This is a genomic window from Vibrio sp. 1069 (genome assembly GCF_033340555.1).
Genome location: NZ_JAWOWP010000077.1, coordinates 1 through 1,217 on the forward strand (window position 1 = coordinate 1; position 1,217 = coordinate 1,217).

The window sequence follows — 1,217 nt, forward strand, 5'->3', positions numbered from 1 at the left end:
GCCCATGTACTTTAAATCGATAGCACAAGTGTCTCCTCTCGAGATCCTAAGCCACCGAGTGATTTGGTCTTTCTTTTTGCTTGCCGCACTTCTTCATTTTGGCCGTCACTGGCGCTCGGTTTATCACATCGCCACAGATAAAAAGAAAATCGCGTATTTGCTTTCCAGTTCGGTATTGATTGGTGGCAACTGGCTGATCTTCATTTGGGCGGTTAACTCCAATCACATGCTGGATGCCAGCTTAGGCTATTACATCAACCCGCTTATCAACGTGTTGCTAGGTATGGTGTTCTTGGGCGAACGACTACGTAAGCTGCAATGGTTTGCTGTGGTATTGGCAGGATGTGGCGTTTTGGTGCAGTTGATCGTCTTTGGTTCGGTGCCAATTGTAGCGATGGCGTTGGCGATGAGCTTTGGTTTTTACGGTTTGCTACGTAAGAAAGTCGCGGTGGATGCTCAAACGGGTTTGTTTGTCGAAACGCTAATCTTATTACCCGCTGCCGCCGTTTATCTTCTGTTTATTGCCAGCTCACCAACGGCAAACATGATTGAAAACCCATGGCAGCTCAATACGTTGTTGATTGCAGCCGGTGTGGTGACGACCTTGCCATTGCTGTGCTTCACTGGTGCCGCGACTCGCCTCAAATTATCAACGCTCGGCTTTTTCCAGTACATCGGCCCTAGCCTGATGTTCTTGCTTGCAGTGTTAATTTACGGCGAGACCTTCACGATGGATAAAGCGATTACGTTCGCCTTTATTTGGGGAGCCCTTGTGGTATTTAGCTTTGATGGGCTGCGCAACAATCGCCGTTCACGCCGAGCCATTCAGTCACAGTGATCGTTTTTTACAAGACAAGCTAACAATTGATGGATAAGCTTGGTCATTATGTGACCAAGCTTTTTTTGTATGTAATGGAACAGATTCAATACTACGCGACCGACCATGACCAACTGAGTCTGATCGAGGCGAAATACCAAAAGTTTGCCTTTCAACGGCACTATCATTTGGATTTTCATCTCGGCTTGATCACGCATGGTGAGCAGAAGTTTCATTATCAAGGCTCTCATCACCAAGTCGGTCATGGGCAAATCGTTATTATGCCGCCCGATGAACTGCACGACGGCCAATCTAAGCTTGCCAGTGGCTATCAAGTGAATGTTTTTTCGATCGAACCACACTTACTTAGCGATCTGGCAGATCTTAAACAAAACGGTCA

2 protein-coding genes are annotated in these 1,217 nt (G+C 46.9%); both read left to right on the forward strand.

Annotated features, from left to right (window positions below; all coding sequences use genetic code 11):
- A partial coding sequence (gene rarD / locus R7040_RS24525; protein WP_318097279.1) for an EamA family transporter RarD occupies positions 1-838 on the forward strand: 838 nt, incomplete at its 5' end.
- A 74-nt stretch (positions 839-912) separates the two neighbouring features.
- On the forward strand, positions 913-1,217 hold a 305-nt coding region (locus R7040_RS24530), incomplete at its 3' end, for an AraC family ligand binding domain-containing protein (RefSeq protein ID WP_318097280.1).